Genomic DNA, 22,452 nt, shown 5'->3' with positions numbered 1-22,452 from the left:
GCTATTTATTTATGAGCCAAATTTTTGATTTTTTCTTTTCGCAATATGCTGAATATGCTACAACGGATATCATTTTAGAAATCGTTGCAGTCGTATTTGGGTTTTTGTCGGTTTGGTTTTCTAAGCAAAATAACATTATGGTCTTTCCAACCGGAATGATAAGTACCATCATATTTGTATACCTATTGCTAAAGTGGGAGCTACTAGGTGATATGATGATTAACGCATACTATTTTGCTATGAGCGTATACGGATGGTTTGTTTGGACGCGAAAGGTTGACGAAACACACGTAACACCAATTTCGAGAACCACATCAAAAGAAAAATCACTAAGCTTAGGTATCTTTTTAGCAACCTTGGTTTTTGTTTTTATAGTCTATAAAACTTTTGATAAATGGAATGGTTGGGTAGCGTACGTTGATACCATTACAACAGCCATTTTCTTTGTTGGTATGTGGTTAATGGCACGACGAAAAATTGAAAACTGGATCTTCTGGATTATCGGAGATATTATTTCTGTGCCATTATATTTTTATAAAGGGTTTACTTTCACTAGTTTTCAATATCTTGGCTTTACAATTATTGCAATATTCGGATACTTAGCATGGAAGAAGCACTTAAACAGCAACCAAGCAACTGCATAAAAGTTGTATTATTTGGTCCAGAATCTACTGGTAAAACAACACTGTCTAGGCAATTGGCCAGACATTACAATTCGGTTTGGGTGCCAGAATATGCGCGAGAGTATCTTCAAAATAAATGGAACAACGAAAGAAAAACCTGTGAGCCTCACGATTTATTGCCAATAGCCATAGGCCAAATAAAATTAGAAAATGACTTGGCTCAAAAAACAGATTCAGTACTTGTTTGCGATACAGATATACTTGAAACTAAGGTGTATAGCGAAGCGTACTATTCTGGTACATGTGACCCGATTTTAGAAGCACATGCTCTAAAAAATTCTTATGACCTCTATTTTTTAACTTATATTGACACGCCTTGGGAAGCAGATGATTTGCGAGATAAACCCAATGAAAGAGAACGAATGTTCAAAGCTTTTGAAAACGCTTTAATTAAATACAACAGACCTTATGTTCTGTTAAAAGGAAACAAACAAGAGCGCTTAAAAACAGCCGTTGAGCATATTGATAACCTACTTAAAAAAAGAAAATGAGTTTTACAAAAAACGATATTAAACAGATAGAAGCTAAAGGACTTACGGTAAATCAGGTAGAGTCTCAAATAGAGTTGTTTAAAACCGGAATTCCATTTACAAATATTGCAGCAGCAGCTACCATAGGTAATGGCATACTGGCTTTATCAGATAAAGAAAAGGAAGAAGCGACTTCGCATTTTGACACCAATAAAGAAGGCCTATCACTTCTAAAATTTGTACCAGCATCTGGTGCAGCAACTAGAATGTTTAAATTCTTATTTAAGTTTTTAAAGGACTATAATCCTCAAAAAGAATCGTTAAACTCTTTTATCAATAAGAATGATTCAAAGGATTTAGCATTCTTTCTGGTTGGTTTAGAAAAATTTCCATTTTATGAGCAGGTTTTAGAACGTTTACATAAAAAAGGAATTGATTTCAAAACCTTATCTACACAAGACAAGGCAGTCCATTTTGTTCAAATAATGCTTGGTGAAGACGAACTTAATTTTGGAAATTCCCCAAAAGGGTTACTTCCATTCCACAAGTACAAAAACGGCTATATTTCAACAGCGTTTGAAGAGCACTTGTACGAAGCAGCATTGTATGCTTCAAATGATAAGAAAGCCGAACTTCATTTTACAATTTCAGAGAATTATAGAGATAAATTCACAGAAGAGTTTAGACGTATTGAAGAATATGTTGAGGAGAACACAGGAGTATCATTCAATATTTCATTTTCTTACCAACAAGAATCTACAGATACCATAGCAGTTACTCCAAAGGATGTACCTTTTAGAAACGATGATGACACATTACTCTTTAGACCATCTGGACATGGTGCATTATTAAAAAACTTAAATGCATTAGATTCTGATGTTATATTCATAAAGAATATAGATAATGTGGTTGTAAAACAATACAAAGAAGAGGTTGCAAAGTATAAAAAGATCCTTGCTGGAATTTTACTGAAGCTTCAAACCAAGTCATTTGAGTGTCTTAGAGTGTTAGATCAAGAAAGTATTTCAGATAAAGAATTTGAAGAGGTTGAAACTTTTTTAACCAATGAAATGTGTGTTAAAATTTCTGGTGAATACAAGAAATATTTAGATAAATATAAGATTGAATACCTTAAAGAAAAACTGAATAGACCTATTCGAATTTGTGGTATGGTAAAGAATGAGGGTGAACCAGGTGGTGGACCTTTTTGGGTAAGAGATATCTATGGCAATCTGTCTTTGCAAATTGTAGAGTCTGCGCAAATAAATCTAAAGAATAAAGGTCAGAAGGAGATTCTAACCAATGCAACACACTTTAATCCGGTTGATTTGGTTTGTGGTGTAAAAAACTACAAAGGCGAAAAGTTTGATTTAGAAGATTTTGTGGATCATAACGCAGCATTTATTACAGCAAAAACCAAACTAGGAAAAGATCTGAAAGCATTAGAATTACCTGGACTTTGGAATGGTAGTATGGCACATTGGAACACTATTTTTGTTGAGGTGCCAATCATTACATTCAACCCAGTAAAAACAGTAAACGATTTATTAAAGGCACCACATCAAATCGACTAATTGTGGATGTTGAAGCCTTAAAATCTGAATTAACTTATAAAGCTGTCAGAAGCTCAGGTAGTGGTGGGCAGAACGTTAACAAAGTAGCTTCAAAAGTAGTGCTCCACTTTAATCTCGTAGCTTCAGAACAATTTACGGACGACGAAAAAGCACGCTTGGTAGATTTTTTTCAGAATAGATTGAATAAACAAGGTGTTTTAATCTTAGATTCTAGCGAAAGCCGAAGCCAGTTTAGAAACAAAGTACTAGTTACTCAAAAGTTTTTAGATCTAATTGTTGAAGGATTAAAAGAAGAAAAAGAGCGCAAACCAACCAAAGTGCCAAAAGCGGTAAAACGAAAGCGACTCGATACCAAACGCAAAAACGCTGAAAAAAAGGCAAATAGAAAACCGCCAAAAATCAATTAGTTGAAAAGCGCGTCATTTTGAGTAATTCTGGAGTATGAAGATAGTATAGAGAAGGTTTAATTATTACTATTTTTCATTTGTTAATCTTTAAAGAGGTTTTATCTTTGCGCCGTTCTCAAAAAAGGGGTGCTTTTTTTGATTGACGAATGACGATTTGAGATTGACGATTGATGAATCGTAAGATTCAAAAATCTGAAATCAAAAATCTGAGATCTAAAATCATTAGGCTGAGATCATACCCATTGAACCTAGAACAGGTAATGCTGTTTAGGAAGCGAGCGTTAAGAAAATGTCTTGTAGACATTTTTAGCGAGTGCGATTAGGTCATCAATGTTGGTTTTACTTCTAAGCATTAAATGACTTAAAAATATCCATTTAATGTTTCAGAATTTTACCAACCTAGCATCAAATCTCATTCTAAAACTGCTCAAAAATCAATTATTAACAAAAGAATAATTACCTCTTTTTATTCGATTATAAGACTATAGTCGTATGAAAAATTTATTCAACAATCTCTCAAAAACAAAACGACAGAGATTAACAATTTTCATTTTTATTTTAAGCCTTTGTTCAGCTTATGGACAAGAAAAACAGCAAGACAGTACTAAAATCGAAAAACTAGACGAAGTTTTAGTAAAAGCTGTACGTGTAAAGGAAAAAGCGCCAATTACACACTCTAACGTTACTAAAGAAGAGATTGCAAAACGTAATTTAGGGCAAGACATACCTGTATTGTTAAACTTTTTACCATCTGTAGTTACTACAACAGATGCAGGTGCTGGTGTGGGTTACACAGGTATTAGAGTTAGAGGTGTAAGTCCGCAATCTACCAATGTAACTATTAATGGTATTCCTTATAATGATGCCGAATCTTTAGGGACATTTTGGGTTAATTTAGGAGATATAGCATCTTCTGTAGAAAGTTTACAGTTACAACGTGGTGTTGGTACATCTACCAATGGTTCTGGTGCATTTGGTGCTAGTATCAACGTGCTTACAGATGCTGTTGCAAAGGATGCTTATGGCGAAATTTCAAATTCTTTTGGTAGTTATAATACCAGAAAACATACGGTAAAGTTTAGCACAGGATTGTTAAACGATCATATCGAAATTGCTGGTCGTTTGTCTAACATTGTATCAGATGGTTATATCGATCGAGCTTCAGCAGACTTAAAATCGTATTTCTTACAAGGTGCTTACGTAGATGACAATACTCTAATAAAAGCAGTTGTTTTTGGTGGTAAAGAAGTAACGTACCAATCTTGGAATGGTTTAGAAGATCTAGACTTGCTAGAGAATGATAGAACCTACAACACAGCAGGAATGTACGAGGATGCTGAAGGAAATATTCAGTTTTATGATAACGAGGTAGATAATTACAGCCAAGATCATTATCAATTGCACTGGAATCAACGTTACAACAATAACTGGTCTACAACTATTGGCTTAAACTATACCAATGGTCGTGGGTATTTTGAGCAGTATAAAGAAGATGAAGATTTTTCAGATTATGGTTTAGAAGAATTAGACTTTAATGGAGAAGTAGTTAACACTACAGACCTTATTCGTCGTCGTTGGTTAGATAATGATTTTTATGTTGTAAATGCCACCGCAAACTATAAAGATGCTAATATCGATTTAATTTTTGGTGGTTCTTTTAGCCATTATGATGGAGATCATTTTGGTGAAATCATTTGGGCAGAATATGCCAGTCAAAGCCAAATTAGAGACCGTTACTACGATGGTAACAGTTTAAAAAATGATTTATCCGTTTTCTCTAAGGCTAACTATAAGCTAAATGATAAAGTAAGCCTTTACGGAGATTTACAGGTTAGAAACGTAACCTATAAAACCTTCGGAAACACATCTGATTTAGTTGATTTTGAAGTTGATAAAGAATTTACATTCTTCAATCCAAAAGCAGGTATAACCTATGAATTAAATGCAGGTAACAGTCTTTATTTCTCTTATGCCAGAGCCAACAGAGAACCAAATCGTACCGATTTTGAAAGTAATAACGATATTGAGCCAGAGCAGCTTAACGATTTTGAGTTAGGTTGGAGACACAAAAACGGAAATTTTACGTTTAATGCGAATGCTTACTATATGTTGTATAATGAACAATTGGTGCTGTCTGGTCAGTTAGATGATGTTGGTAACCCAATACGTGCCAATAGTGGAGAGAGCTACCGTTTAGGTTTAGAGTTAGAAGCTATAATTCCGGTAACACCAAAATTAACCTTACAACCTAATGTAACGCTGAGCTCTAACAAGAACAAACAAACCATCATCGATTTTGATGGCGAATTACAAAACTTAGGCAAAACTGATATCTCGTTTTCACCAGAACTTGTAGCAGCAAATGCAATTGTATTTCAGCCAGTACAAGATTTACAAATGGCTTTATTAAGTAAATATGTCGGTGACCAATACATGAGTAATACAGAAGCTGATGCTTCTAAGTTAGATAGCTACTTTATTAACGATTTTAATGTTAGTTACAAATTAGCATTCCGAGGCACTGAAAATTCTCAACCTATTTTTGATTCTATCGTGTTCACAGGATTGGTAAACAATATATTTAATGTGAAATATATTTCTAATGGTTACTATTACACTTATGATGATACGTGGTCAGATCCTAATGTAGTAACAACTATTGAAGGAGCAGGTTTTTATCCACAAGCTACAACTAACTTCTTGGTTGGTATGACCCTGAGTTTTTAGTTCATATCTTAAAATTTACTACTAATAAAACCACATTAAAATTTTTTTTAGTGTGGTTTTATGTTTTATTAGATTTAGGTATACTATATTTATGTGAGAATTTACTTATTCTACTTTTTAATAGAACAATTTTTCAAAATGATTCTAGTTAATTTGAAAAACAAACAATAACAATGAAGAGATTATTTTTCTTTATAGTATTTAGCCTATCCTTAACCCTTAATGCACAGCTAACCAAAGGTAATTGGTTGGTGGGTGGTAGTGGTGAATATACAAGTCAAAACTTCAATAACGATAACGGAGATAGTTATAAAAGAGAGTATATAACAATAAAACCTAGCATAGGCTACTTTTTAAAAGATAAGTTTGCTTTAGGCTCTGCATTAAGATTTGAAAAATTAGACATCCATAAAGTTTATGGCATAGGATTGTTTACCAGATATTATTTTCTAAAAACAGATAAACCATTTAATCTATTTGCCCAATTGCATTATGATTATGCACATACGGTGTCTGATATTGTCAGTAATTCAGATAATTCTGAAAACTCAAGTTTATATGGTGCAAGATTTGGGCAAGTTACATTTTTTAACAGTGTTGTAGGTATAGAGTTTGCTCTAGTCTATGAGAGAGGGAATCTATCAAGTTCAGATTCAAATACCTTTAAGGCAGTATTAGGTTTTCAAATACACTTAGAAAAATAGTACTTTAATTAGAAACCAAATATTGGCCATTACCCAGATCATCAACTCTATAGGGTTGCAAGGTACAAGATTGTGTGTTTCCATTCAATCCAATACCTGTAGATAAACTATATTGGTTGGCATCATCGCAACTACAAACAACTATATCTCCAGTGCCAGAGTCTGTTAAGGTTGAGCAGGCGCCAGGTGCATGACTTGGATCTGCTGCATCCCAAGCGTATAATGTAGTAGAGTTTAGGCGATACAACCAAACACCATTATTTCCTTGGTTAGCAACATATACAGCATTACTGTTAAACTGTAGTTGATTAAACTGTGGTAAATTAGTATTTACATTGAGGTTAACACCAGCATCAAATAAGAAGTTGCAGTTGCTATTAATGTTATCGTCGCTACCGCATGATATAGCTATGAATGAGAGGATTATGATTAGTTTTTTCATCTTAATTTTTGAGGCTCAATTTACAATTATTTAAGCTTTGCACTAAATATTTTATATATTTGCAAAGTAATCTCGTTGACGCGAGATTTTTTCTTTAGTCCCGAATTTGTTTCGGGATCTTTTTTGAAATAGCACGAGAGATTACAGTATCTAAAACGAACGAATTATGAGTAAAGTATCTTATTATACAGCAGAAGGATTAAAAAAGTTAAGAGAAGAGTTAAATCATCTTAAGGATGTAGAGCGTCCAAAAGCATCACAAGCCATTGCTGAGGCAAGAGATAAAGGAGATTTGAGTGAAAATGCTGAATACGATGCAGCTAAAGAAGCGCAAGGAATGCTGGAAATGAAAATTTCTAAAATGGAAGAAACTTTAGCAAATGCTCGTGTTATTGATGAGTCTCAACTAGATACTTCTAAAGTATTGGCATTATCTAAGGTGAAGATAAAAAACCAAACCAACGGTATGGAAATGACTTATACCTTAGTTGCAGAGAGTGAAGCCGATTTGGCTACAGGAAAAATTTCTGTAAACTCACCGATAGGTAAAGGTTTGTTGGGTAAATCTGTAGGTGATGTAGCAGAAATTCAGGTGCCAAATGGTATATTGAAGTTTGATATTTTAGAGATATCCAGATAACAAATTCCTGCGAAGGCAGAAATCTCAACTTATATAACAATATTAAAGATTCCTTTATCGAGGAATCTTTTTTATATTTATAGAATAGATATAATCCCTAATAATGGCCACACTTTTTACAAAAATAATAAACGAAGAGATTCCGTCTTACAAAGTTGCAGAAACCGACGAGTTTTTTGCGTTTTTAGATATTAATCCTAATTCTAAAGGCCATACACTTTGCATACCTAAAAAAGAGGTTGATAAAATTTTTGATTTAGACGAAGTCACTTACATGGGTTTAATGCAGTTTTCAAGACGTGTGGCTTTGGCTATGGAAAAAGTGATACCTTGTCAAAGAATAGGTATGTCTGTTATAGGATTAGAAGTGCCTCATGTGCATGTACATTTAATACCACTTCATACTATGGAAAATGCACGTTTTACCCATAAAGAAAAATTGACGTCAGAAGAGTTTGAAACTATTGCCAAAAAAATAGCCGATAACTTTAACTAAAGGAAATCACACCTGTAGCATATAAGATGACAGCAGTTACAATCAGCAAATCAAAAAAGATGAATGCCCACGCTAGTGGTTTTAGCTTTATAGATTTTGGTCTGGGTTGTACAGCGCGTTGTTGATATTCTACGACGCGTTCTATATCATCCGTCCATCGTACAGGAAAAATTGTGGTATTGCAACTATAGCAATGCATCTGCAAAGTGGTTTCAGATGTTATTGCCTTATAAAAGATGTTTTCAGTCAGCTTTTGTTTAAAGGTAATTTCTAAACCATCATTAGAGTAGCACTCTGGGCAGTTGTTGCTCAGTCTAGCTTCTTTTAGCGTAAAGTATTTTGATGAACCCATACCCAAAATTAAACTATTTTTTTAAATCCTTTATTATGAATTGTTTAAGAGAAGTTTCTTGTTTAATTATCCTCTTTTAGCTTAAATTGTTTTTAAAGTAATTTGTATGGTTGTGCCTTTGCCGATTTCAGATTCAACAACTTTTATTTTTCCTTTATGATAATCTTCAACTATACGCTTGGCTAAAGATAAACCAAGTCCCCAACCTCGTTTTTTTGTGGTGTATCCAGGTTCAAATATTTTATTAAATAGTTGCTTAGGAATGCCCTTGCCAGTATCTGTGATATTTACAAATACTTGTTTTTCAACTTGAGTAATACTTAGTTTTAAATCCCCTTTACCTTTCATGGCATCAATAGCATTTTTTACTAAGTTTTCAATCGTCCAACTGTATAATTGCGCATTAAGATTCACAAGAATTTCTTTATCAGGATGTTCAATTTCAAAATTGATAAGCTTTGAAGATCTACTCTTTAAGTACTCGTAAGATGAGGTCGTAACTTCAACCAGATCTAAAGTTTCTAAAGTTGGCGCAGAACCAATTTTACTAAAACGATCTGTGATTGTTTGCAGACGGTCAATGTCTTTTTCAATTTCGGCAATATATTCCGGATTTACCTTTTCGGTTTTCAAAATTTCTGTCCAACCTACTAAAGAAGAAAGCGGAGTTCCGATTTGATGGGCTGTTTCTTTGGCCATACCAGTCCAAAGCTTGTTTTGCTCAGCGGTTTTGGTACTTCTGTAAAAGAAATAAACCACAGCGGCAAAAAGTAAAATAATTAGGAGTAAAGCTAAAGGATAGTATCCTATTTTTTTGAGTAGCGGCGAATTACCATAATAAATAGTTTGAAAAACTTCTCCTTTATACACGACTTCTATAGGCTCATTTTCACTTGAAAATTTATTTATAAGATAGTTAATATAGGTTGTGTCTTTCAGCTTTTCTTCATTAAGATTTATATGGTTATTTACATCTCCTTTTTTATCTATAATTAGCATTGGAGTACTAGTTGTTGTTTCGGTAAGTACATGCGTAGTTACAGGGTCTACATCAGCAGTTAAATCATCAATACTTCTCAAAAAGTTGTTTTGTGCAACAGACCAGGTTTTGATTTTTACGCGTTCCTCGGCCTTAAATTTTTGAAAGAAGGAATATGTATTCCAAAGAATGAGAGATACAATAATGAAAGAAGAGAAAATAATAATCCAACGAATCAGATTTCGGTTTGAGCTAAAGGTCATTAGTTATTGCAATTACTTTTTAAATATAATGTAAAACTGTTAATAATATTGTTTAGATACAACAGTAAAACATTTTTATCAGCGAAGCAATATAATTATCTTTGGTGAAAATCAGCAAGCTACATGATTTCATACAATCCCAAAGACCTTTCAACAGGTAGATTACATGGTTATTTGCTAAGTGCAGTGGCACCAAGGCCTATTGCTTTTGCGAGTACAATTGATGAAGATGGTAATCCTAATTTGTCACCCTTCAGTTTCTTTAATGTATTTAGTGCTAACCCACCAATTTTAATTTTTTCTCCAGCAAGACGTGTTAGAGATAATACAACTAAGCATACTTTAGAGAATGTTGAAGCTGTAAGTGAAGTAGTGATTAATGTGGTGAATTACGATATTGTACACCAAATGTCTTTAAGCAGCACGGAGTATCCTGAAGGTGTTAATGAGTTTGAAAAAGCAGGTTTAACGATGTTAGCTTCAGACGAAGTAAAGCCCTTTAGAGTGGCTGAATCGCCAATTCAGATGGAATGTAAAGTTAATGAGATTGTAAAGTTAGGCACTGAAGGTGGCGCAGGAAATTTGGTGATTTGTGAGGTTGTAAAACTTCATATTTCAGAAGAGGTAATGAATGAAGACCATACAGTAAATCAAGAAGCTTTAGACTTGGTTGCTAGAGCAGGAGGTAGTTATTATAGTAGAGCTAAAAGTGGATTTTTTGAAATCCCAAAACCACTACGAGCATTGGGAATCGGAGTGGATAATTTACCAGAGCATATTAGAAACAGCATGATTTTAACTGGTAACGACTTAGGAATGCTGGCTAATGTAGACATATTACCAACTGAAGATGCTGTTAAGCAGTTTGTGAATGATGTTAGTGAGCGTTACCCAGATATAAAAACTGCAACACACAGAGAAAAACATAAGCTGGCAAGAAATTATTTAAGCTACGGAGATGTAGAAAGTGCATGGAAGTTATTACTTTCGTAAATTCAATTAATATAGAAGGAAAATAAAATTAGATTAAACAAAAATGGAAGTACAAGGACGTATTAAGGTGATTGGAGAGACTCAAACTTTTGGAAGCAATGGGTTTAGAAAAAGAGAAGTTGTCGTAACAACAGAAGAGCAATATCCGCAACATATTATGATTGAGTTTGTTCAGGACAAAACAGATTTATTAAATAACTATCAAGTAGGACAACAGGTTAAAGTTAATATTAACCTTAGAGGACGTGAGTGGGTAAATCCACAAGGAGAGACTAAATATTTTAACTCAATCCAAGGATGGAGAATAGAAGCATTACAAGCTGGTGCACCAAGTGGAGATATGCCACCTGTACCACCAACAGAGGCATTTGAGCCTGTAAGTGATTTAAATGATGATGATAATGATGACTTACCTTTCTAAATAAGAAAGAATTTTAATAAAATTGAAAAGACTTGTTTTTTGTAAAGCAAGTCTTTTTTAGTATCATAACAAATTGTAGAAATTGACCCGAAATAGATTAAGTGTTGATTATCAAATAAAAAAGTCCCAATGGTTAATTGGGACTTAGTATTGTGGTTTTAGGTTTTGATCTTCACAAACAAACTTAAAAAAAAGCAATGATGAACAAAAAATTTATTTAATAAAGATCAGGTCAAATATCAATAAAATTCTTATACTATCAAAACCGAGCCCTTTATTTAACAGTAAAAATCGCTAAAAAGCTTAAGTAATGCACTTTTTAACTAGCAAAATAGAGTTTCCTGATGTGTCTGAAGCCTCTTTTGAAGGCTTGTTGGCCATTGGTGGAGACTTGTCTTCAGAACGCTTAATTTACGCCTATTCAAATGGTATCTTCCCTTGGTTTGATGACGAAGAACCTTTATTGTGGTGGTCGCCAGATCCAAGATTTGTGCTCTTTCCTGAAGAGTTAAAAATTTCAAAGAGTATGAAACAAATTTTAAAGAAGAATGAATTTAAGGTTACTGTTAACAAAGACTTTAAAACGGTTATTGAAGAATGTGCCTTAGCAAAACGCGAAGGGCAAAATGGTACATGGATCACAGAAAAAATGATTGAAGCTTATCTTAAATTACATCAATTAGGATATGCAAAATCAGTTGAGGTGTGGCAGAACCACAAACTTATAGGCGGACTTTATGGTGTCGATTTAGGTAATAATATATTTTGTGGGGAAAGTATGTTTACTAAAGTAAGTAACGCTAGCAAAGTTGGATTTATAACATTTGTACAAGAGTCTAACTATAAGTTAATAGACTGCCAAGTCTATACTAAACATCTTGAAAGCCTAGGTGCGAAAAATATTCCGAGAACTAAGTTTTTAAAGTTTCTCTAAATCTTGAGAATTGCAGAAGTTAACAAAAAGAGCTTTTGCTCAGTGTTAAGATTAAAGGCTTCAAATCGATATTCTACACCAAATTGAAGCTTTATTTTTTCTGAAACTAGCCATCCTAATTGAGTCGTTGTTCTATGGTCTAGTTCTGGTTTTTCATGTTTACTATTGCTTAATAGTGCTTCCATAGAACCCACAAAATAAGCTTCGCCAATATCTAATTTTTCACCATTAAGAGGAAAATCTAAAGCAAAACGATATCGTGATCTTAATATGGTTAAATTCTCTAAAATTCGTTGTTCAAATCGTATTCGGTGTCCAAATCGTAAAGCTTCGTTTTTTTTTGTGTAATTAAACTGTTGCGTTAAACGTAGCTCGTTACTGCCTCCATCTATAGATTCCCTTATTCGGTATTGTATACCAAAACTAACAGAATGATTATAATCTAAGTTTAATGTTGAAAAATGTACAAAATCGAGTTGTCTGTTCTCAAAACTAAAATTGTCTTCTTGGTATAAATAATAACGAGAGCGAATAGCAAAGTTAACTTTGTAATTATTGTTTATATCTGTATTTATGGCAAAACTCGTTTCACCTAAACCTTCAAAATCAGATTGAGAAAACAACAAGTTAAGGCTTGCAAAACATGCCAATAAAACTAAAAGTGTTTTAGTATAAGACATGCTCGTAAGAGGTTGGTTTTAAAATTCTGAAGTTTACAAATATGCCAGATTCATCAAAGGTAAACTCTCTAATATCACGTTTTTTGTTTGTTTTAACTTCGGCGATAATTTCAAAGTTTGGTGCTTCAGTTGAGGTATTATCTAATACATCGTTGACAAAAGTCAAAGCACCTAATTCTTCATTATAGACAAATTGTTTTTGCACTTTTATAAGTTTGTATTTATTGAAACTAGACTTAAAATAACCTTCAATTTTAGATTTTTTTTCTTCGTTTATAGTTTTGAATTTGGTAAGAACTTCTAGGTCTTCGATAACTCCATCTTTAGAAAACTCTAGGCTGTAGCGCTTTCTTTTGTGTTTGAATTTTACCTCAAAACTTTGCTTATTACCATCGGTTTCTTTGTAGAATTTTAAACGTTTACAGTTCTCTGGTAGATTATTTACAACCGCAATAGCTGCATCTGGAAATTCTGATTTAGTAATGCGTTCTTCCTTTTCATTTTTAGTTTGACTAAAAACGAATTGGCTAATAAACATTAAAACGAGGAGTGTTTTTGTTTTCATTTTAAACTTCGTTATATCTAAAGCAGGATACTTCATGGTCATTAACCATACCAGTAGCTTGCATGTGTGCATAGATTACAGTGGTACCAACAAATTTAAAACCTCTTTTTTTAAGGTCTTTGCTTATGGCATCACTCAAAGGTGTATTTGCAGGTGCTTTTTTATAATCTTTAAAACTGTTTTTTATAGGTTTACCATCTACAAAATCCCAAATATATTTTGAAAACGAACCAAATTCATCTTGTATTTTCATAAAAGCTTTTGCGTTGGTTACTGTAGCATTTACTTTTAATTTATTTCTAATGATGCCTTTGTCCTGAAGAAGAGTTTCAATTTTATCTTGTTTATAGTTTGCAATCTTTTTGTAGTCAAAATTATCAAAAGCTTTTCTGAAATTTTCACGCTTGAGTAAAACAGTAATCCAACTCAGACCAGCCTGAAAGGTTTCAAGAATTAAAAACTCAAATAACGTATCATCATCATAAACAGGAACTCCCCATTCTTGATCATGGTAGGCTTCGTAAAGCGGGTCGCCAACACACCAACCGCATCTGTGTTTTGTCATTTTGTAAGGTTTAGAGTTTTATGCTACTAAGGTAACAAGTGTCACATAATTTATGTGCTATCAGCACTATTTTTGTATACTGAAAATCAAAAAAAAATTAAAACAGTAACATCACTGAGTTATAAACCAATTAGTTTTACCACGATGGAAATTTTAGAAAACACAATGATTATAGATATCATCAAGGAAAGTTTAAATAAATCAATGAACTACCATGAATACCGAACTTTAGTTGCCGCTCTTGTTGAACAACAATCAACGACTGGTAATGATAAAACAGAAGCACTGGTAGAATATACAAAAATGAATGATAGACGCATGAAGCGTTGGGATAAGACAGTTAGGTTATCTGATGATTCTTTTGAAAAAATTACTGCATACACCAAAAATGTAACTTGGTTAGTGTTAACCGAAAGTTGGTGTGGTGATGCTGCCCATATAATGCCTGTAATTAATAAAGTTGCAGAGCAAAATGCTAACATTGATTTAAAAATTGTTCTAAGAGATGAGAATGAAGATTTAATGAATCAGTTTTTAACCAATGGAGGTAAAGCTATACCAAAATTAATTGCCATTGATAATAAAACATTAGAAGTACTAGATACTTTTGGGCCAAGACCTTCAATAGCCACAGAAATGGTTAATGTTTACAAAGCGCAATATGGAAAACTAACACCAGAATTTAAAGAAGATTTGCAGCGTTGGTACAACAAGGATAAAGGGCAATCTACAATTGAAGATTTGGTTAAACTTTTAGGTTAAAGTATAGCTGACGGAACGTAATTGAATTGGTGACTGAGCGTAGTCGAAGTCAACGTTTTCCTTTAAACAAAAATGTAATAGTTCCGATTTGTTTGGTTTTGCTAGAAGTATCAAATAGAGCTTCTTTAGCATATTCTAAAGCGCTATTTATTAAACATTGGTTGTTGGAATTTGAAGACCCATTAATAGTGGCATCGGTAACGATGCCTTTTGCATTTACAGTTATATTAACCACGATTTTACCACCTATTTCACATAAGTAACGCGGAATATCATAGTCTCGCATGGTTCTACCAACTAGAGAATAAGTAAGTGTACTTTTAGTTTTAGCGTGTTCGTCTGCTATTTTTTTATTTTCTAAACGCTTGTTTAATTCTTCCTGAAGTTTTTTATAAGATTCGGTTTCTTCAGAGTTTAATGCATAAGCATTACTGTTGGCATACGATTTGGTAATGCTGGTTTCTTCTGTAATATCATTTGTTTTGGCTTCTTCCAAAGCTTTTGTTGTGCGTTCAAAATCATTAGCACTCATAGTTTTGAAATTGCGCATCATTTCTTTGTACTCTTGGTCTTCGTTAAAGGCTTTGTTGGTAGATTTGCCGTCTATAGCATCAAATAATTCTTGGTCTTCTTTTGTGATTTCAGGCTCAGGTTCAATCTCATAAAAGTTTTCAGTTATGAGTTTACTATTTTGTTTTAGTTGAAAACTAAACATAGCTAACACCACAATTCCAGAAATAAGAAATGTGATAATACCTGCTTTATATCGTTCTATAAATTTCAAAAACTTATGATTAAATCTTGTGTTTAGATATACGAATAAAACTACGAAAAAGTTTAAATCGCACTAACTAAACCCTTATTAACTTGAATGATGTATAAGGTTAAGTCGTCACTTCTAGTGAAATTCTGAAAAGAATTTTGTGTCGAGAAGTAAAGTTACAAAAGAAATTTTCTTGTTTTCGATGTAAATCTCACTTACTTCAATCGTGAAATTCACTATAACTGACAAAAATTTATGTCTTGTTAAATCATTGATCTAGCGGAAGTGTAGCTATAAAATCCTCAGGACTTAGTGCATTTTCAATCTTAAATTCACCAATACGTGTACGTCTTAAAACCGATAGATGTGCTCCAGAGTTTAAGGCTTTTCCAAAGTCATGTGCAAGCGATCGAATGTAAGTTCCTTTACTACATACTACTCTAAAATTAAGCTCTATTGAATTTTCAAGTGCATTTATTTCAGTAATCTCAAATTCAGAAATTTCAATTTCTCTCGATTTAATTTCTACAGCTTCACCTGCTCTGGCAAATTCGTACAAGCGTTTACCATCTTTCTTTATGGCTGAAAATACAGGTGGAAATTGCTCTATTTTACCAATAAATTGTTTGGTTGTTTCGTGAATTAAGTCTTCCGAAATATGCTCTATCGGAAAGGTAGCATCAATTTCAGTTTCCAAATCATAAGAAGGAGTCGTACTACCAATAACAAAAGTACCTGTGTATTCTTTTTCTTGACCTTGAAAGGTGTTGATCTGTTTGGTCATTTTACCAGTGCAAATCACTAATAAACCAGTAGCAAGCGGATCTAAAGTACCAGCATGTCCAACCTTTATTTTCTTAATAGCGTAGGCTTTTCTAATGGCCCAACGCAGTTTGTTTACGGCTTGAAATGAAGTCCAGGTTAGCGGTTTATCAATTAATAAAACCTGACCATCTTTGTAATCTTCTAAAGTTTTCATGAGGCTAATGACCAAATTATTGCAATAAGACCGACTATGATGCAGTAGATAGAAAAGTAAGTGAGTTTACTTTGTTTTACCAAAGCAATCATCCATTTGCAAGCAAATAATCCTGCTACAAAAGCAGCTATAAAACCAATACCTAATGTTGTGAAATTTGCGCTATCATAAGTGATCTCACCTCCTAAAATATCTTTAGCAATTTTTCCAAAAATTAAAGGAACTACCATTAAAAATGAAAAACGTGCAGCCTTGGTTTTGTCATTGCCCAAAAGTACAGACGTAGAAATCGTAGCACCTGAACGAGAAATACCAGGCAACATGGCAATAGCTTGGGAAATACCAATAACAAATGCATTACTAAACGTTACATTTTTGTTGGTGTCCTTAGCTCTATCTGCCATAAATAGTAGAATTGCAGTAACAATTAGCATAACACCAACAAGTAAAATGTTGCCGTTAAAAAGGGCTTCGAGCTGTTCTTCAAAAAATAAACCAACGATTACAGCAGGTATCATAGAGATTATAATTTTGCATAGAAATTGTAGATCTTCGTTCCATTCAAATTTTAAGATACCTTTTATAATATCTAGAATATCCTTTCTAAAAATAACAATAGTACTCAGTGCAGTTGCAAAGTGTAGTACTACTGTAAATAATAGACTTTCTTTTGGTAAAGAATTGTCGCCAAGAATGGCTTTTCCTAATTCTAAATGACCACTGGAGGATACAGGTAAAAACTCTGTGAGTCCTTGTACAATCCCTAAGATAATAGCATCAATAATTTCCATACAACAAATGTATCAAAATTGATAAAGTGTATAACGATATAAAATTTTTATTTTATGCTAAGTGTAGAATCTCTGATAATAAGATTACTCCTTACTTCAATGGTTTTATTTATTAATTCTACATTAGGGTTGTCAATTTCCTGAATAAGGTATTTGACTGCTGTTGCACCAATTTTTTGTCCAGGTTGGTCAACTGTTGTAAGCTGTGGTTCAATTATAGTAGAGTTGAGAGAGTTACTAAATCCTACCACTGCGATGTCTTCAGGAATTTTTACTTTATGTTTTTTTAAAGTTTTAATAGCACCTATTGCAGCACCATCTGTTATTGCAAAAATGGCATCGGGTTTCTCTTTTAAACTCATTAAAATATTGGTCATTTGCTCACCTTGGGTAAGTGAAATATCTTCTACTGTTAATATTATTTTTTCATCAATTGGTAAATTATAGTCTTTAAGAGCTCTAAGGTAACCAGCAAAACGTTTTTCAGAATTATAAGAAAATTGCGTCTCTTTAATAATGGCAATACGCTTTTTACCTATGTTAATTAAATGTTCTACGGCATTGTAAGCAGCTTCTTCTTCATTTATAACCACTTGGGTACAAGGTATTTTGTTCGAAGCTTTGTCTAATAAAACAAGTGGTAAAGTGTGCATTACTTTTAAAATAGAATCAATATCGCGTGTCATTTTTGAGATTGACATAAGTACACCATCAACTCCAAATTGAATCATGGTGTTTAGCATTTCTGTTTGTTTTACAACATCGTTGTTAGATTCTGAAACAATTACTCTATAGCCACGCAAGGATGCTTCTTCTAATATGCCTCTTATTAGTGTGGTAGTAAAGTAATGAGTAATGTTAGGTACCACAACTCCAAGGATATTTGTTTTGTGAGCTCTAAAACCTTTAGCAAAGATATTAGGAATATAATTCACTTCAGACGCCAAGGCCTGAACCCGTTTTCTGGTCTCTGAGCTGATGTCTGGATGATTGTTAAGAGCACGGGATACAGTTGAAATGGATAATCCAAGTTGTTCTGCCATGGCTTTTAGAGTTGGAATCGATTTTTTCATTTGTTTAATAATTTATGCAATCGTTTTCGCAAACGTTTGCGTGCAAATTTCATAAATTTTATCCAATAATGTTATGAATATGTTAATAGATTTATGAAAAAATAACAAATACATAAACCAATGAAAAAATTACTACTCTCAATTTTACTCGCTTTCAGTGTTTTTAGTTTGTTTTCGCAAACAGAAGTCAAGGGTAAAGTATTAGACGAATCAGGTGTTGCTATTGCAGGTGCTAACGTATTGATAAAAGGCAGCGCTTCTGGTTCAATTTCAGATTTTGATGGTAACTTTAATTTTACCACTAATCTATCTGGTGAGCAAACCATTCAGGTTTCTTATGTAGGTTTTACAACCTTCGAAAAAGTCATTAATTGTGATGGCTCTACTATTAATTTAGATATTGTTTTAGAAGAAGGTGGCAATGCTTTAGATGCGGTAGTGCTTACAGCCTCTTCTACGTTTAGATCTCAAAAAGATACACCAATGTCTATTACTGCTATTAAGCAAGCCGAAATTGTGAAGCTTTCTGCTAACAGTCAAGCAGACATTTTAAGAAGTGTACCAGGTATTACCGCTGAAGGTGGTGGTGGTGAAACTGCAACAAATTTATTTATAAGAGGTTTACCTTCTGGAGGACAATATGTTTTTAATCCTTTAATGTATGACGGAGTACCTCTAATGAGTACGTTTGGCTTAAATTCTTCTGCGCATGATGTATATGCAAGACCAGATATTGGTTTTAAAGGCGTAGAATTTGTTAGAGGTGGTGCTTCTATACTTTATGGTCCAGGTTCTGTTTCTGGTATGATTAATTATACAAGCAAAACAGGTGATACTAATGCAGAGAATATTATTAATATGGAATACGGCAATAGAGGAAGGCTTAAAACAGATTTTTATTCTGGAGGACGTTTGGGAGGTGAAGACTCTAATACCTTTTATGCTGTAACTGGTTTCATAAGAAAAGATAGTGGTCCTATAGAAACAGGTTTAGACACACGAGGATTTCAATTAAGAGCAAATATTAAACAAAAGTTTGAAAATGGTTCTTTAACTGTTCATGGGCAGTTTATAAATGATCGTGCACAATTCTTTTTACCATTGCCTCTAGAGGGTGGATCTAGAGAGCGTATAGCAGGTAATGATGGCGATGATGTAGAGCAATTATTGTCTGGTGAATTAGCTAATACGTCTTTTTTAACACCTGGAGGTGTTTATGAAAGCCCAATAGATGACGGTGTTTATACAAAAGGTGGTTATTTATTAGCAGATTTTGATTATAACTTAAGTGATAATCTAAAGTTTAAATCAAAAATTAGATACGCAAATTACCAACACAATTTTGCGTTATATGTTGGCGGTAATGGTGATTACGGAAACCCAATTTCGTTATCGGATTACGTGTCTGAAGTTGCACCTGGTAATACAGGATATAGTGCAACTTACCAAGGTGGCTCTACAGACCAAATAAATGGCAGTGATTTAGTTGTAGAAAACTTACATATAGATAGATTACGTCCTATGACGGATTATTCAGGTGAGGCTAATTTTATTTACAATGCACCAGGTGGTAATCATACCTTTACAGGAGGTGTGTATTTAGCAAGAACAGAGGCCGAAGATGTTAACTATCAGTACCGAGTTTTATCAGAATTTAATAATAATCCACAGTTAGTAAACTTAAGTTATACAGATGCAGGTGGTGCTAATGTTGTTTATTCAGAAGGTGGGTTGTACAATAGAATTGGTATGACATCAAATAGATTTTTAACTCAGAGTAGAACAGCATTTTACATTACAGATGAAATGAAATTTGATAGATGGAGATTTGATGTTGGCTTTAGAATTGAAAATACTAAAGGTACTTTTAGAAATGGAGGTTTAACAGACACACAAGTTTACGATAACCCAGATTTAACAACAGAATTAAGCACTGTAAGATATGCTAACGGTAGTTTTACAACAGGTGAAGTTGACGCTACAGATTGGGCAGTGTCATTAGCTGGATTGTATGAGTTAACAGAATCTACAAATCTTTATGCAAACTTTTCTAAAGGATATTTTATTCCACAATTAAGAGGATTTGCACCAGTGCCAGGTATTAGAGATACTGAGTATGATATGGAGAAGATATTACAAGGAGAAATAGGTGCAAAGTTTGGAACGTCTAAATTCTCTGGGACAGCTGCATTGTTTTATGTTGGTTTAAGTGACAGAATTAAAATTACTCAGGCTATAGTTGGTGGTGAGCTTGTAGATCAGGCACGTTCTACCCAAGCAACAAGAACTTTTGGTTTAGAGGCGACAGCTAAATATAGATTTAATGATGATCTTTCTGCTTTTGCTACGTTTACATACCAAGACCACGAGATAACTGAAAATTTACAAGAAAACTTAGTAGATAACACCTCTTCAGAGGTTAATGTTGGTAACGAGCTGGCAAGACAACCAAACATGCTTGGAACATTAGGGTTAAACTATAATAATCAAAAGTTTGATGCAGTATTCTCAGTAAATCATACAGGCTCTAAGTTTACAGATGATACTAATAATGTTGAGCTAGATGCTATTTCAATATTTAGATTAGGAGCTGGTTATACATTCGAAACCCAAGGAGATAGTTCACTTAGAGTCGGTTTTTCAGTATTTAATTTGTTTGATAGTCAGGGTCTTACTGAAGGTAATCCAAGAGCCGGAATTGCAGGACAATCTGATGACGGTGAATTTTTCCTGGGAAGACCAATTCTACCACGACGATTTTTTATAACAACAACGTTTAATTTTTAAGATTGATTGATTGAGTAGCAAAGCATTGGCCTCTCGTTAGTGTCAATGCTTTCTTTTTACAATCATTTTCAACAACACAAACCATGAATAAAGAAAACTTACAAAAAAAAGCAAAACAAATTCTCGATGCTAATTTTAATGAAGATAAAGGATTTACAATACCTTGTGAAGGCTTATATCCTTTTCAATGGAATTGGGATTCAGGCTTCATAGCTATCGGATTTGCCCATTACGATAGTAACAAAGCAAAACGAGAAATAGAAGCGTTATTAAGCGCGCAATGGGAAAACGGATTTATTCCTCACATTGTATTTCATAACGATAGTGATACCTATTTTCCTGGTCCAGATTTTCACTTATCAAAACTTCATCCATTAGCATCAAAAAGTCACAGAACAACTGGTATGACACAACCGCCAGTATTAGGATTTGTGCTTAAAGAAATTTATGATATTGTAGATGATAAAGAGAATATGCTAAATTTTATTAAGCAAAACATAGACAAAGTTTTCTTTAACCATCAACATTTTTACAACCACAGAGACCCAAATCAAGAAGGGTTAGTCTTCATATACCATAATTGGGAATCTGGTACAGACAATTCACCAATTTGGGACGATATTTGGGAGACTATGGATCCGCCAAACTATAAGTTTGAAAGACGAGATACCACACACGTAGATGCAGCACAAAGACCAACAAATAGAGAGTATGACTACTATCTTCATTTAATTGAAATTGCAAAAGCGCATAATTACGATGACGCAAAAATTGCAGAACTATCACCATTCTTAGTGCAAGACCCATTATTTAATGCTATGCTTATTAAATCTAACGAAGCATTAATTGAGTTGTATGAAATGATTGGAGATTCCGAAGATAAAATAAGTACATTAAAAGCTTGGCAAGAAAAGGCAATAACAAGATTTAACGAAAAGCTTTATAACGAAAAATTAGGGGCTTACGTACACTACGATTTAAGAAATGAAAAGCAGATAGAACACCTGTCGTCTTCATCTTTTGCACCTTTATTTTCCAATATACCAACAAAAGCACATGCTGACGTAATGGTAAAAACGCTAATCAAAAAGTTTGGAGGAGAAGACCGTTATCTTTGTGCATCTTTCGATCCAGAAAGTGATAGATTTAACCCTAAAAAATATTGGCGTGGACCAATTTGGATAAACCTTAATTGGATGCTTTATAACGGACTAAATAACTATGGGTTTACAGATATTGCTAATCGTGTAAAAGAAGATTCTATAACACTAATCGAAAAATATGGTTTCTACGAATATTTCGATTCTAGAAAATCTGTAACAGAAAATGCTGGTTACGGAGGAAATAACTTTTCTTGGAGTGCAGCATTATTACTAGATTTATTAAAAGACTAAAAAGCAAC

The 22,452-nt window shown here is 33.5% G+C and carries 24 protein-coding genes; 14 read left to right on the top strand and 10 right to left on the bottom strand.

Annotation, left to right across the window (positions count from 1 at the left end):
• The first annotated feature begins 11 nt into the window (after positions 1 to 11).
• The 6 genes from pnuC to V1468_RS02810 all read left to right on the top strand — a co-directional run bounded on the left by pnuC (position 12) and on the right by V1468_RS02810 (position 6,565).
• Entirely contained in the window at positions 12 to 644 is a 633-nt protein-coding gene (gene pnuC / locus V1468_RS02835) for a nicotinamide riboside transporter PnuC (protein WP_331808740.1), read from the top strand.
• Positions 605 to 1,174 carry an ATP-binding protein gene (locus V1468_RS02830; RefSeq protein WP_331808739.1) on the top strand — a complete coding sequence of 190 codons (570 nt, stop codon included), beginning with the start codon at positions 605 to 607 and terminating at the stop codon, positions 1,172 to 1,174. Before pnuC ends, V1468_RS02830 begins: the two co-directional genes overlap by 40 nt.
• Positions 1,171 to 2,727 carry a DUF4301 family protein gene (locus tag V1468_RS02825; RefSeq protein WP_331808738.1) on the top strand — a complete coding sequence of 519 codons (1,557 nt, stop codon included), beginning with the start codon at positions 1,171 to 1,173 and terminating at the stop codon, positions 2,725 to 2,727. Before V1468_RS02830 ends, V1468_RS02825 begins: the two co-directional genes overlap by 4 nt.
• 2 nt (positions 2,728 to 2,729) lie before the next feature.
• Positions 2,730 to 3,134, top strand: a complete 405-nt coding sequence (gene arfB / locus V1468_RS02820; protein WP_331808737.1) for an alternative ribosome rescue aminoacyl-tRNA hydrolase ArfB — start codon at positions 2,730 to 2,732, stop codon at positions 3,132 to 3,134.
• Positions 3,135 to 3,626: 492 nt separating this feature from the next.
• The gene (locus tag V1468_RS02815; protein WP_331808736.1) at positions 3,627 to 5,861 is read left to right on the top strand and encodes a TonB-dependent receptor; all 2,235 of its coding nucleotides are present in this window, start codon (positions 3,627 to 3,629) and stop codon (positions 5,859 to 5,861) included.
• A gap of 173 nt (positions 5,862 to 6,034) precedes the next feature.
• Positions 6,035 to 6,565, top strand: coding sequence for a hypothetical protein (locus tag V1468_RS02810; protein ID WP_331808735.1), 531 nt, complete (start codon positions 6,035 to 6,037; stop codon positions 6,563 to 6,565).
• 4 nt (positions 6,566 to 6,569) lie between these two features.
• Here V1468_RS02810 and V1468_RS02805 read toward each other — a convergent pair whose 3' ends face one another.
• The gene (locus V1468_RS02805) at positions 6,570 to 7,007 is read right to left on the bottom strand and encodes a hypothetical protein (RefSeq protein ID WP_331808734.1); all 438 of its coding nucleotides are present in this window, start codon (positions 7,005 to 7,007) and stop codon (positions 6,570 to 6,572) included.
• Between the two features lie 166 nt (positions 7,008 to 7,173).
• On the opposite strand from V1468_RS02805, the gene greA reads away from it, so the two are divergent.
• On the top strand, positions 7,174 to 7,647 hold the full coding sequence (greA, locus tag V1468_RS02800; RefSeq protein ID WP_331808733.1) for a transcription elongation factor GreA: 474 nt from the start codon (positions 7,174 to 7,176) through the stop codon (positions 7,645 to 7,647).
• 103 nt (positions 7,648 to 7,750) lie between these two features.
• Positions 7,751 to 8,143 carry an HIT family protein gene (locus V1468_RS02795; protein WP_331808732.1) on the top strand — a complete coding sequence of 131 codons (393 nt, stop codon included), beginning with the start codon at positions 7,751 to 7,753 and terminating at the stop codon, positions 8,141 to 8,143.
• Here the strand turns inward: V1468_RS02795 and V1468_RS02790 are convergent.
• Both V1468_RS02790 and V1468_RS02785 read right to left on the bottom strand, forming a co-directional pair.
• Entirely contained in the window at positions 8,136 to 8,495 is a 360-nt protein-coding gene (locus V1468_RS02790; protein WP_331808731.1) for a hypothetical protein, read from the bottom strand. The two genes, V1468_RS02795 and V1468_RS02790, sit on opposite strands and share 8 nt — an antisense overlap.
• A gap of 81 nt (positions 8,496 to 8,576) precedes the next feature.
• On the bottom strand, positions 8,577 to 9,737 hold the full coding sequence (locus tag V1468_RS02785) for a sensor histidine kinase (protein WP_331808730.1): 1,161 nt from the start codon (positions 9,735 to 9,737) through the stop codon (positions 8,577 to 8,579).
• Positions 9,738 to 9,860: 123 nt separating this feature from the next.
• Between V1468_RS02785 and V1468_RS02780 the strand changes: the two genes are divergently transcribed.
• From V1468_RS02780 to aat, 3 genes are all read left to right on the top strand, one after another.
• On the top strand, positions 9,861 to 10,730 hold the full coding sequence (locus V1468_RS02780; protein WP_331808729.1) for a flavin reductase family protein: 870 nt from the start codon (positions 9,861 to 9,863) through the stop codon (positions 10,728 to 10,730).
• A gap of 43 nt (positions 10,731 to 10,773) precedes the next feature.
• Positions 10,774 to 11,151 (top strand): DUF3127 domain-containing protein, encoded by a 378-nt coding sequence (locus V1468_RS02775; protein ID WP_331808728.1) that lies wholly within the window; start codon positions 10,774 to 10,776, stop codon positions 11,149 to 11,151.
• 310 nt (positions 11,152 to 11,461) lie between these two features.
• Positions 11,462 to 12,085: a leucyl/phenylalanyl-tRNA--protein transferase gene (gene aat, locus V1468_RS02770; protein WP_331808727.1), complete on the top strand. Its 624-nt coding sequence runs from the start codon at positions 11,462 to 11,464 to the stop codon at positions 12,083 to 12,085.
• Here aat and V1468_RS02765 read toward each other — a convergent pair.
• The 3 genes from V1468_RS02765 to V1468_RS02755 are packed head-to-tail and all read right to left on the bottom strand — an operon-like array spanning position 12,082 to position 13,895.
• A complete protein-coding gene (locus V1468_RS02765; protein ID WP_331808726.1) occupies positions 12,082 to 12,765 on the bottom strand; it encodes a DUF2490 domain-containing protein in 684 nt (227 codons plus the stop codon). The two genes, aat and V1468_RS02765, sit on opposite strands and share 4 nt — an antisense overlap.
• A complete protein-coding gene (locus tag V1468_RS02760) occupies positions 12,752 to 13,330 on the bottom strand; it encodes a hypothetical protein (protein ID WP_331808725.1) in 579 nt (192 codons plus the stop codon). The genes V1468_RS02765 and V1468_RS02760 overlap by 14 nt, the downstream gene beginning before the upstream one ends.
• 1 nt (position 13,331) lies before the next feature.
• Positions 13,332 to 13,895, bottom strand: a complete 564-nt coding sequence (locus V1468_RS02755; protein ID WP_331808724.1) for a DNA-3-methyladenine glycosylase I — start codon at positions 13,893 to 13,895, stop codon at positions 13,332 to 13,334.
• A 144-nt stretch (positions 13,896 to 14,039) separates the two neighbouring features.
• Here V1468_RS02755 and V1468_RS02750 point away from each other — a divergent pair, with 144 nt between their 5' ends.
• Entirely contained in the window at positions 14,040 to 14,657 is a 618-nt protein-coding gene (locus V1468_RS02750) for a thioredoxin family protein (protein ID WP_331808723.1), read from the top strand.
• Positions 14,658 to 14,706: 49 nt separating this feature from the next.
• On the opposite strand, the gene V1468_RS02745 is transcribed toward V1468_RS02750, so the two are convergent.
• From V1468_RS02745 to V1468_RS02730, 4 genes are all read right to left on the bottom strand, one after another.
• Positions 14,707 to 15,441, bottom strand: coding sequence for an energy transducer TonB (locus V1468_RS02745; protein ID WP_331808722.1), 735 nt, complete (start codon positions 15,439 to 15,441; stop codon positions 14,707 to 14,709).
• Between the two features lie 247 nt (positions 15,442 to 15,688).
• Positions 15,689 to 16,399, bottom strand: coding sequence for a tRNA pseudouridine(55) synthase TruB (truB, locus tag V1468_RS02740; RefSeq protein ID WP_331808721.1), 711 nt, complete (start codon positions 16,397 to 16,399; stop codon positions 15,689 to 15,691).
• Positions 16,396 to 17,190, bottom strand: coding sequence for an undecaprenyl-diphosphate phosphatase (locus V1468_RS02735; protein ID WP_331808720.1), 795 nt, complete (start codon positions 17,188 to 17,190; stop codon positions 16,396 to 16,398). The genes truB and V1468_RS02735 overlap by 4 nt, the downstream gene beginning before the upstream one ends.
• Before the next feature lie 47 nt (positions 17,191 to 17,237).
• The gene (locus V1468_RS02730; protein WP_278005429.1) at positions 17,238 to 18,263 is read right to left on the bottom strand and encodes a LacI family DNA-binding transcriptional regulator; all 1,026 of its coding nucleotides are present in this window, start codon (positions 18,261 to 18,263) and stop codon (positions 17,238 to 17,240) included.
• 120 nt (positions 18,264 to 18,383) lie between these two features.
• On the opposite strand from V1468_RS02730, the gene V1468_RS02725 reads away from it, so the two are divergent.
• Entirely contained in the window at positions 18,384 to 21,050 is a 2,667-nt protein-coding gene (locus V1468_RS02725; protein WP_331808719.1) for a TonB-dependent receptor, read from the top strand.
• 83 nt (positions 21,051 to 21,133) lie between these two features.
• Entirely contained in the window at positions 21,134 to 22,444 is a 1,311-nt protein-coding gene (locus V1468_RS02720; protein ID WP_331808718.1) for an MGH1-like glycoside hydrolase domain-containing protein, read from the top strand.
• Positions 22,445 to 22,452: the final 8 nt, after the last annotated feature.

The organism is Winogradskyella poriferorum (assembly GCF_036553625.1).
In the GTDB taxonomy this organism is placed as follows: domain Bacteria; phylum Bacteroidota; class Bacteroidia; order Flavobacteriales; family Flavobacteriaceae; genus Winogradskyella; species Winogradskyella poriferorum.
Note: the sequence above shows the minus strand (reverse complement) of the source record. Positions and strands in the feature narration are given on the sequence as shown.

What these genes read in the sequence shown, in the direction of transcription:
- V1468_RS02750 (WP_331808723.1), top strand. Translation starts at nt 14,040, where the DNA reads ATGGAAATTTTAGAAAACACAATGATTATAGATATCATCAAGGAAAGT.
- V1468_RS02815 (WP_331808736.1), top strand. Translation starts at nt 3,627, where the DNA reads ATGAAAAATTTATTCAACAATCTCTCAAAAACAAAACGACAGAGATTA.
- V1468_RS02765 (WP_331808726.1), bottom strand. Translation starts at nt 12,765, where the DNA reads ATGTCTTATACTAAAACACTTTTAGTTTTATTGGCATGTTTTGCAAGC.
- truB (WP_331808721.1), bottom strand. Translation starts at nt 16,399, where the DNA reads ATGAAAACTTTAGAAGATTACAAAGATGGTCAGGTTTTATTAATTGAT.
- V1468_RS02720 (WP_331808718.1), top strand. Translation starts at nt 21,134, where the DNA reads ATGAATAAAGAAAACTTACAAAAAAAAGCAAAACAAATTCTCGATGCT.
- V1468_RS02795 (WP_331808732.1), top strand. Translation starts at nt 7,751, where the DNA reads ATGGCCACACTTTTTACAAAAATAATAAACGAAGAGATTCCGTCTTAC.
- aat (WP_331808727.1), top strand. Translation starts at nt 11,462, where the DNA reads ATGCACTTTTTAACTAGCAAAATAGAGTTTCCTGATGTGTCTGAAGCC.
- V1468_RS02830 (WP_331808739.1), top strand. Translation starts at nt 605, where the DNA reads ATGGAAGAAGCACTTAAACAGCAACCAAGCAACTGCATAAAAGTTGTA.
- V1468_RS02810 (WP_331808735.1), top strand. Translation starts at nt 6,035, where the DNA reads ATGAAGAGATTATTTTTCTTTATAGTATTTAGCCTATCCTTAACCCTT.
- greA (WP_331808733.1), top strand. Translation starts at nt 7,174, where the DNA reads ATGAGTAAAGTATCTTATTATACAGCAGAAGGATTAAAAAAGTTAAGA.
- V1468_RS02790 (WP_331808731.1), bottom strand. Translation starts at nt 8,495, where the DNA reads ATGGGTTCATCAAAATACTTTACGCTAAAAGAAGCTAGACTGAGCAAC.
- V1468_RS02785 (WP_331808730.1), bottom strand. Translation starts at nt 9,737, where the DNA reads ATGACCTTTAGCTCAAACCGAAATCTGATTCGTTGGATTATTATTTTC.
- pnuC (WP_331808740.1), top strand. Translation starts at nt 12, where the DNA reads ATGAGCCAAATTTTTGATTTTTTCTTTTCGCAATATGCTGAATATGCT.
- V1468_RS02725 (WP_331808719.1), top strand. Translation starts at nt 18,384, where the DNA reads ATGAAAAAATTACTACTCTCAATTTTACTCGCTTTCAGTGTTTTTAGT.
- V1468_RS02780 (WP_331808729.1), top strand. Translation starts at nt 9,861, where the DNA reads ATGATTTCATACAATCCCAAAGACCTTTCAACAGGTAGATTACATGGT.
- V1468_RS02735 (WP_331808720.1), bottom strand. Translation starts at nt 17,190, where the DNA reads ATGGAAATTATTGATGCTATTATCTTAGGGATTGTACAAGGACTCACA.
- V1468_RS02760 (WP_331808725.1), bottom strand. Translation starts at nt 13,330, where the DNA reads ATGAAAACAAAAACACTCCTCGTTTTAATGTTTATTAGCCAATTCGTT.
- V1468_RS02825 (WP_331808738.1), top strand. Translation starts at nt 1,171, where the DNA reads ATGAGTTTTACAAAAAACGATATTAAACAGATAGAAGCTAAAGGACTT.
- V1468_RS02775 (WP_331808728.1), top strand. Translation starts at nt 10,774, where the DNA reads ATGGAAGTACAAGGACGTATTAAGGTGATTGGAGAGACTCAAACTTTT.
- V1468_RS02755 (WP_331808724.1), bottom strand. Translation starts at nt 13,895, where the DNA reads ATGACAAAACACAGATGCGGTTGGTGTGTTGGCGACCCGCTTTACGAA.
- V1468_RS02805 (WP_331808734.1), bottom strand. Translation starts at nt 7,007, where the DNA reads ATGAAAAAACTAATCATAATCCTCTCATTCATAGCTATATCATGCGGT.
- V1468_RS02730 (WP_278005429.1), bottom strand. Translation starts at nt 18,263, where the DNA reads ATGAAAAAATCGATTCCAACTCTAAAAGCCATGGCAGAACAACTTGGA.